This window comes from Marivita sp. (genome assembly GCF_965656765.1).
Taxonomy (GTDB): Bacteria; Pseudomonadota; Alphaproteobacteria; order Rhodobacterales; family Rhodobacteraceae; genus Marivita.
On the sequence record NZ_CBFHLV010000093.1, the window covers coordinates 1 to 8814 of the forward strand.

Genomic DNA, 8814 nt, shown 5'->3' on the forward strand with positions numbered 1-8814 from the left:
TTTAAAGGAATTGTAAGACAATCAGAGACAATGCCAGAGCCGCTGTCCTGATTGTCGCAAGCGGCTATATTGAATGTGGCAACGCCTTATTTTTGCCTTATCCAAACAGCCCCTGATTCACGTGATTCAGGCCGCAGATAGGCCACCATACGCCCATCCAGAGACGCCGTTGTCCCGGCCTCCCAAGGGGCCACACCGTGCAGCAGGAACGGATTGAGTAAGACCGCTTCGCCCGGTCGTGTAAAGAGCGGAATTCTGCGGCATGTCTTAAAGACGGTATTGCGCGCTGTCTGATAGACGTCAGTGATATCTGTCTCGGGCCAGAGGGCCTCGGGCAAATTGCCCAGCGCGTCGATCATCGCCCCTTGCAAGATGTGATGGCTGCCCTCCCACACGACCAAAGGGCTGGCACCCACAGAGGTTTCTGTTAGCGGAAGCCCGAGGATCCAATCGTGCCGCTCACGTAAGAACCGTCGTTTGGGCATCCCATCGGCCAATAGACCATCCATATGCGCAGCGTCGCGGTTCCGCCGATAGCGGAATGCCGCCTCGTTTTCCCCTGCCCTTGGGCGCGGATAACCGGGATAGGTGATCGACAATTGTGCAGGATGCAGATCCTCGCGCGCCCCGATCCGCTCAAGCGCTGGCCCCTGCAGAGGAACACCGCCAACGGCACCGTTCGGCGTTGAAGGAAGCGCATCAACACCCACAAACCAAGTACCTTCGCATTGGAGCCACTGCTCTTTCATCTCCGGATTTTGCGCAACCTGCCTGCCCATCGCACGCGCCGCTTGGGCCCAACGGTATATCCCCGGATGCCACGAAAACCGTATGAACCCTTGCTGCGGCCAATTCTTTACCACTTGGTCAACTTGCCATCGTATTGGGCTGATGCATCTGCTCTAGCGCTTCGTCGAGCAAAGACACACCGGCTTCGGGACGGTTGGCTTTTTCCGACAAAACCCTGCGCCATGTTCGCGCACCGGGCTCACCGGCAAACAGCCCAAGCATGTGGCGCGTGATCTGGTGCAGCTTTCCACCCTCGGCAATATGGGCAGCAATATAGGTCCGCATGGCGTCGATCACGCCTTCCCGCGTTTGATGGGCCGGGACCTTGCCGAACAGACGACGGTCCACATCCGCCAGAACATCCCAAGGCCGATGATAGGCCGCGCGGCCGATCATCACCCCGTTCATCCCACGGTCGATCAAATCAGCCGCCACGTCCAACGTTTCAATGCCCCCATTGATCGACATCGGCAGATCAGGAAACTGCGCTGCCATCTGCAGCACGAGTTCATAATCCAACGGCGGGATATCACGGTTCTCTTTCGGTGAAAGCCCCTGCAACCAAGCCTTGCGTGCGTGTACGATTAGGTAATCGCAACCAGCTTGCTGAACCCGTTTGATAAAGTCCGGCAGGATCTGTTCAGAGACCTGATCATCCACTCCGATGCGGCATTTCACCGTGACCGGAACATCAACAACAGCCTTCATCGCCGCCACACACTCTGACACAAGTTCCGGCGATTTCATCAACACCGCACCAAATGTACCTGACTGCACCCGGTCCGAAGGACACCCGACATTCAGATTGATCTCATCATACCCAACAGCCGCCCCCATCTGCGCCGCAGCCGCCAATTCCTTCGGATCAGAGCCACCAAGTTGCAAGGCAACCGGATGCTCTGCCTCGGAATGCTCTAGCAAATGCACTGCACCGCCCCGCACCAAAGCCGGCGCAGTCACCATTTCAGTATACAGCAACGCATGCCGACTGATCTGCCGATGGAAATACCGGCAATGCCGGTCGGTCCAATCCATCATGGGCGCTACAGACAACCGTGCTGCCTCGGTGGCTGCGTTCAAGGGCATTGAGCGATCTCCTCGGGGCCGCTTGTGTTCGGAACCGACCCGCAGTGCATATCATACCCACATGCCGAGTGCGCTACCACCCTACCCCGTGAAAAGACAGGCTCACGGCGGAGTTTAGGTGGGGCTGGCCCTGAGGTGGGCGGTTGGCTTAGCTGGAGCCTCACATCAACATGGGCATAGTCAACCGGAGTTCGACTACCGTAAGCTCCTGTCAGCTTCTTGACCCACGTCTTTGCGGAAGAACACCATACGTTCGAAGCCATAGCCTTTCCGAAAGGGCAACCTGTCAAGAGCTATCGCGCACCAAAGATCGTTCGAGAGGCTTCTTTTTTTGGTCAATTGCTCAGAGCATCCAGTCGCGATCAATGAAAAGAGGAAGGCATCATGGAAAGTGCTTTACCATACCATCCGTGCAAAGCATTTTGCGCACATGAAAAAACCATCATCACACTCCTTCATCTCGCGCGTGCGCTCAAGCATGGCTGACCTGCACCCGACCGAACGGCGTCTTGCGGAAACCTTGCTAAGCTTTCCGGGCGACATGGCGGGTTACACGGCGACAGAAGTCGCCAAGGTCGCGCGTGTGTCAAACGCCACCGTGTCGCGTTTCGTGCGCAAGATCGGGTATGCGTCCTATGAAGAGGCGCGGCGCGAAGTCCGCGATGCCGGGAAAACCGGGGCTGCGGTGTTGCGCTTCGGAACGGCGGATGTCGATGCAACGCAGGCGATCAGCGCCCATCTCGATCAATCCCGCCGAACCTTGGAACAGACCTATGAAGAGCTGGACATATCGACTGTCGATGACATGGTCGCAGCGCTCCACACCGCGCCGAGAGTTTGGCTGGCGGGCCATCGTGCCGGATACCCCTTGGCCAGTTATCTGGCCTGGCAGATCGGTCAGGTCCTGCCGTCGGTCCGGGTGATCCCGAAACCCGGTGAGACACTGGCCGAAACGGTGGCAAGTTTTTCGGACCGGGACGTCCTGATCCTGCTGGGACTGCGGCGCAGCACGAAATCGGCGCAAGCGCTTGTCGATGCCGCGTTGAGCACCGGCGCGCAGGTGGCGGTAATCGGAGACGTGGCGTCATTGCTGGCAACCCCCGTGCGATGGAGTTTCGCATGTTCGACGGCATCGACAGGCCCGCTTCTCAACCACACCGGCGTAATCGCCGTCTGCAACCTGATTGCCGCCAGAACTTTGGAATTGTCAGGGGGGGACGGACGGCAGCGAATGGAAAGAATCGAAGAGTTCCACGATCAGCTGGGCGAGCTCTGAGCGACATTCCCGCGCCGTGGCAGCCTGGCCTTCGCGTAAGAATGGAGCGGGGAGTGCATTATGGTGCCCATATTTTAGGCGTCATGTAGATTTCGGGTGCCTGACGAATAGAAATATTTTTCTCGGATTGGCGGTCATGAAATTATCCTTTCACAAGTTTCATAACCTCATCTCTTCTTCCAAAAGGAAACGCCCCTCATGACCCGTCATCTCTTGCTCGCAACTGTCGCGTCAATCATGCCTGCTTTCGCGTCTGCACAGACCGTACTTCAAATCAACTCTTCGCTTCCCGAAGGCTCGTTTGCCCATGTCTTCCTGCAGGAATACGAACAGCGGCTCGAAGCCGCCGCACCGGACGAGATCGATGTGCAGATCTTCATGTCCAACACGCTGGGCAAGGAAGAGGACGTGCTGCAAGGCCTTTCGCTTGGTACACACCATGCGTCGCTCTCAGCTTCGGCCGTGAGCCAGATCAACACGCGGACGGCCATCTTCGACCTTCCGTATCTGTTTGAAGATCGCGCCGCCGTACAAACCTTTGCCGAAAGCCCAGCGGGCGAGATGCTGGCAGACGGGTTCGACGGCTCCGGCATGGTACTTGCAGCGATGTGGGACAACGGCTTTCGCCAAATCACCAACGCGGTGCGCCCCATCGTCGTGCCCGCCGATCTGGACAGTCTGAAGATCCGAACCCCCACCAACAAGCAGCGGGTCGAGATGTTCAACACGCTGGGCGCCAACGCCACGCCGCTGAGCTTTGGCGAGGTTTATTCGGCGCTGGATCAGGGCACCATCGACGGGCAGGAAAACCCTGCAAACGTGGTCGACACTGCCAAGCTGTTCGAAGTGCAAGGCTACATGTCGCTGTCGAACCACGTCTACCTGCCGACCTTCCTTGTCTTTGGCGAACCCTATCTCGCCTCGCTTGACGAAGACCTGCGGGAAACGATGATGACGGTCGCCAAAGAGATGGCACCGTGGACTTTTGACTGGGGCGAGACAACTGACACCGAAACCATCGCCGCGCTGGCCGACAAGCTGGAGATCAACGAGATCGACTTCGCCGCCTTCCAGGCCGCGGCGGCCCCGCTTTACGAAAGCCCGACCTTTGTCGACGTGATCGGCGCGGACATGATCGCCGCGACCAAGACCGCGCTCGGGATCGAGTGAGGCGACCGCGGTGGAGGGCCTCGCATCCTTGATCGAAACGCTCGACCGGTGGGTCACGGCGGTCCTCGACGCGCTTGTCATCGCGATGGCGGGCCTTTTGCTGGCCCTTCTGAACTGGGCGGTCTTCGCCCGGTTCGTCCTGAATGACAGCGTGTCATGGGGCGAGGAATTGCCCGCCTATATCCTCGCCGCGCTCACCTTCATTGGCGCGGCTTACCTGACGCGCACCAACGAACATCTGGGCTTTGACGCCGTGCTGCGCATTCTGCCAAGCGGCACGAAGCGCGTGGTGACCTGCCTGAACCTGATCCTGATGGACGGGTTCGGCGCGCTGATGGCGTGGTATGGCGGGATTGCCGCCGCCAGCTTTTGGGGCCGGACGCTGATTTCGGTGGATCTGCCGGTTACGCTCTTTCGGGGAGCCATGGCGGCGGGGGGCTTGCTGATCGCGCTGTTCTGCGCGGTCCGGCTTGTGGGCATTCTCATTGGACGCGTCGATCCCGACAGCCTCATCCCGGAAAGTGATGCGTGATGCCGATTGATCCCGCCTGGACCATCCTGATCCTGCTCGTGGTGTTGCTCATCGCGGGCTTGCCGATTGCCTTTGTTCTAGGCGTGACTGCGGCGACCATGATCTTGCTGGACCCTGCCGTAGTACCGCAGATCATAGGGCTGATCCCGTTCGGTGGCGCGAATAACTATCTGCTGGTCGCGGCGCTGTTGTTCATGATCGCGGGCGAGATCATGAATCAGGGCAAGATCGCCGAAAAGCTGATTGCCTTCGCATCGTCTCTCGTCGGGCATATTCGCGGCGGCCTCGCGCATGTCAACATCCTGACATCGCTATTCTTTTCCGAAATTTCCGGCACTGCCACGTCGGATGCCGCTGCCATCGGGTCGGTGATGATCCCGCAAATGCGCAAGCGCGGCTACCCGGCGGCATTTGCCGCCGGCGTGACCTCGACCTCGGCGACGATGGCGATCATCGTGCCGCCGTCGCTGAATTTGATCCTATATGCCTATGTCGCCAATGCCTCGATCGCCGAGCTGTTCGCCGCTGGCATCCTGCCCGGCATCCTCGTCTGCGGGCTGCTGATGGGGACCGCCTATGTCATCTCGGTCCGCCGCGGATATCCGACCGAGGGCGAATTCTCCCTCCGCCGTGTGGCGGAAACCGGCAAGGACGCGGCGATTCCGCTGACCCTGCCGATCCTCGTTCTGGTGGGCATTCTGGGCGGCATCTTCACCGCGACCGAGGCCGGCGCCATCGCGGCCTTCTGGTCCATCATCCTGGCCGCCCTCGTCTATCGGACGGTGCAGCTGGGCACGCTGATCGACACGCTGCGCGTGGCGGGCAAGCGGTCGGCCATGCTGATGTTCATCGTGGCGACCTCGACGCTTCTGGGCTGGTATCTGACCAATCAGCGCATCCCGCAGGACATTGCGCAGGCGATCCTTGGCATCTCGGACAATTACTGGGTCGTCCTGCTGGCGATCAATGTCTTCTTCCTGTTGGCGGGTACGATCATTCACGGCACGCCCGCGATCCTGATGCTCGTGCCGATCTTTCTGCCGCTGGCCGATCAACTGGGCATCGACCGGGTGCATTTCGGGTTGATCCTGACGATCAACCTTGGCATCGGTCAGCAGACCCCGCCTGTAGCGTCCGTCGTGCTGATCACCTGCGCCATTGCGAAAATCTCGATCGCCAAGATCATTCCGTCGATGCTGATGTTCATCGGGGCGATGCTGGTGGCGCTCTTGCTCATCAATCTCTTTCCCGCCATCTCGCTCTGGCTGCCATCGGTGATCCTGTGATGCGTCTGCTTATTGTCAATCCCAACACATCCCTTAGCACAACGCAGCGCATCGCCGATGCCGCACAGGCGGTCGCGCTGCCAGGCGATGACTTTGTCACCTGCCGCGCCGCATTCGGGCCGGAACTGATCGTCACACCCGAAGACGGCGCAGAGGCCGCGCGTGGTGTTGTCGCAACCGTCAGACAACATCCGGGCAAGCCCGACGGGATCGTGCTTGCGTCTTTTGGCGACACCGGTGCTGAGGACGTGCGCCGGATCTGGCCTGACATCCCGGTTATCGGCATCGCAGAGGCAGCTTTTGCCACTGTGCGGCGGCTTGATGGACCCTTCGCGATTGTCACCTTCGCACCAGAGGTCGCCCAGCCTTTGGAGGAAAAAGCAATCCAGCACGGCGCGGGCGCGGCGCTTTTGAGAGTGGCCACTCTGCAAACGGCGCTCAGCGGTGATCCTGCGGAAATGGCCGATGACCTTGCCGAACCACTCGCCGAGCTGTGCCGCGCCTGTGCGGAAGACGGCGCTGAAAGCATCGTTCTGGGAGGCGGCCCTCTGGCCGGTTTGTCCAAGCGCATTGCGCCGCATTGTCCGGTGCCTGTCATCGACGGCACACAAGAAGCCATCACACAGATGCGCGCGCAGCTTGCCGTCCACTCTCGCGAGGATATGGCCAAATGAGCGTCGAAATCGTCACCGCGCGCTGGATCGTGACAGGCTCCGACGAGGGCGGGCATCCTCAAATCCTCGAAGACGCCGCCATTGCACATGAAAACGGTAAGATTCTGGCGGTCGGTCCGAGCATGGACATTCGGGACAGCTACCTCGACGCACCCGTCTCGGCCTATCCGCATCACATGATCATGCCCGGTTTCATCAACGCGCACCACCATGTCGGCCTGACGCCGCTGCAAATGGGCGCGCCGGATTCCCCGCTGGAGCTGTGGTTCGCGGCGCGCCTTGCCATGCGCAAGATCGACCCCTATCTCGACACGCTTTATTCCGCGTTCGAGATGATCTCGACCGGGGTCACCACCGTTCAGCACATCCAGGGCTGGGCGATGGGCGACGTGGATGCGGTTGTGGGCTGCGCCGGTCGCGTGCTCGATGCCTACGACGATATCGGGATGCGGGTGTCCTATTGCTATTCCGTGCGCGAACAAAACCGTTTCGTCTATGAGGCTGACGCGGATTTCTGCAACCGGCTGCCACCCGAGATCGGGCGGAAGATGGCCGCGCATCTGGCCCGGCTGACCATGCCCTTTGACGAGTTCATGGTGATGTTCGACCGCCTGAACGAAACACGCCTGACGCCGCGGACGCTTGTGCAACTGGCACCTGCGAACCTGCACTGGATGACCGATGACGGTTTGCTGGCGATGCAGGAAAAATCCGCCGCCGTCGGCGTGCCGATGCATATGCATTTGCTCGAAACCGCATATCAAAAGGAATACGCCCTGCGCCGCACCGGCACTACAGCGGTCAAACATCTGGAAAAACTGGGGCTTCTCGGGCCGCACATGACGCTGGGCCACGGCGTGTGGATGACCGAGGAAGACATCGAGATCTGCGCCGGAACTGGCACCTGCATTTGTCACAATTGTTCCTCCAACCTGCGCCTGCGGTCAGGTGCCCTGCCCCTGATGGAGCTGCAAAAACGCGGCATGACCGTTGGCATGGGCATTGACGAGGCCGGGATCAATGACGACCGCGACATGTTGCAGGAAATGCGCATGGCTTTGAACGTGCACCGCGTGCCGGGGATGGACCCCGAAGACGTGCCCTCCCCCGGCCAGATCTTCCGCATGGCGACAGAACATGGCGCGCAGACCACAGCGTTCGGCACGCAGATCGGCAGGCTGGAGCCGGGGTGCCGCATGGATGCGGTGATCTTCGACTATGACCGCGCGACACATCCGTTCCAGGACCCAGGCATTGCACCCTTGGATGCGCTGATCCATCGGGCAAAATCAAAGGATATCCATCAGGTGATCGTCGAAGGCGGCGTGATCTATGAAGACGGGTGCTTTGTTCGGATCGACCGGGACGCCATCCTGGCCCAGATCGCCGAAGCGCTATCAAAGCCGCGCGACGAAGACGAACTCAACCGTCTTCAGCTCCGCGAAGAGGTGTTTCCCGCCGTGAAGGCATTCTACGAAAACTACCTTATGACGACCGGCGAACGCGTTCCGTTTTATCAAGCGTCCTCGCGCCACTGAGCGCTTCTCTGACTCACACCGGTTCCGTGTTGGCCTCGGGCAAAACGCGATGCGCGAATGGGCCAGCGCGCCAGTCTTGCGCGCGCCGCGAGGGCCCTTGAAGCAACGGCACCCCGTGGAAATCCTCCGCATCGCGTCGCTGACAGGATCGCGCTTTGTCATTGCAAAACCGACGGCGCGGCCACCCCCGGATTCACGGCGGCTGAGTTTTTGGCCCTGCCCCGGCAAAAGCGCAAATTTTTGAAGCAATCGCTATTTTTTCTCCAGGCCACCCTCTGGAAAAAATCGTTTCACACACGTGCACGTGTCACCTTCAAGTCATGACAGAACCTGCCACAGGGAGAGTGAACATGACACGTAACGGACAAGGGCGCTTGACGCGCCGCGCTGAGAACGGCAGTGCAAAAGTTGGCCACGGAAGTGGCGTGATAATCTCGCTGCGGGCAGCGTAAAATGTTGCCAC

Annotated in this window: 8 protein-coding genes; 6 read left to right on the forward strand and 2 right to left on the reverse strand. The window is 59.9% G+C overall.

Annotation, left to right across the window (positions count from 1 at the left end; all coding sequences use genetic code 11):
* Positions 1-86: 86 nt before the first annotated feature.
* Positions 87-749 carry a hypothetical protein gene (locus ACTG4M_RS16375; RefSeq protein WP_439124737.1) on the reverse strand — a complete coding sequence of 221 codons (663 nt, stop codon included), beginning with the start codon at positions 747-749 and terminating at the stop codon, positions 87-89.
* A 118-nt stretch (positions 750-867) separates the two neighbouring features.
* On the reverse strand, positions 868-1875 hold the full coding sequence (dusA, locus tag ACTG4M_RS16380; RefSeq protein ID WP_439124738.1) for a tRNA dihydrouridine(20/20a) synthase DusA: 1008 nt from the start codon (positions 1873-1875) through the stop codon (positions 868-870).
* Between the two features lie 430 nt (positions 1876-2305).
* Here dusA and ACTG4M_RS16385 point away from each other — a divergent pair, with 430 nt between their 5' ends.
* The 6 genes from ACTG4M_RS16385 to ACTG4M_RS16410 all read left to right on the forward strand — a co-directional run bounded on the left by ACTG4M_RS16385 (position 2306) and on the right by ACTG4M_RS16410 (position 8351).
* Positions 2306-3151 carry a MurR/RpiR family transcriptional regulator gene (locus ACTG4M_RS16385; protein ID WP_439124739.1) on the forward strand — a complete coding sequence of 282 codons (846 nt, stop codon included), beginning with the start codon at positions 2306-2308 and terminating at the stop codon, positions 3149-3151.
* Between the two features lie 198 nt (positions 3152-3349).
* Positions 3350-4321 carry a TRAP transporter substrate-binding protein gene (locus ACTG4M_RS16390; RefSeq protein WP_439124740.1) on the forward strand — a complete coding sequence of 324 codons (972 nt, stop codon included), beginning with the start codon at positions 3350-3352 and terminating at the stop codon, positions 4319-4321.
* Between the two features lie 10 nt (positions 4322-4331).
* A complete protein-coding gene (locus tag ACTG4M_RS16395; RefSeq protein WP_439124741.1) occupies positions 4332-4853 on the forward strand; it encodes a TRAP transporter small permease in 522 nt (173 codons plus the stop codon).
* Complete coding sequence (locus ACTG4M_RS16400) at positions 4853-6139, forward strand: TRAP transporter large permease (protein ID WP_439124742.1); 1287 nt, start codon at positions 4853-4855, stop codon at positions 6137-6139. The genes ACTG4M_RS16395 and ACTG4M_RS16400 overlap by 1 nt, the downstream gene beginning before the upstream one ends.
* Positions 6139-6813 carry an aspartate/glutamate racemase family protein gene (locus ACTG4M_RS16405; protein ID WP_439124743.1) on the forward strand — a complete coding sequence of 225 codons (675 nt, stop codon included), beginning with the start codon at positions 6139-6141 and terminating at the stop codon, positions 6811-6813. Before ACTG4M_RS16400 ends, ACTG4M_RS16405 begins: the two co-directional genes overlap by 1 nt.
* Positions 6810-8351 (forward strand): amidohydrolase family protein, encoded by a 1542-nt coding sequence (locus ACTG4M_RS16410; RefSeq protein WP_439124744.1) that lies wholly within the window; start codon positions 6810-6812, stop codon positions 8349-8351. The genes ACTG4M_RS16405 and ACTG4M_RS16410 overlap by 4 nt, the downstream gene beginning before the upstream one ends.
* Positions 8352-8814 lie beyond the last annotated feature (463 nt).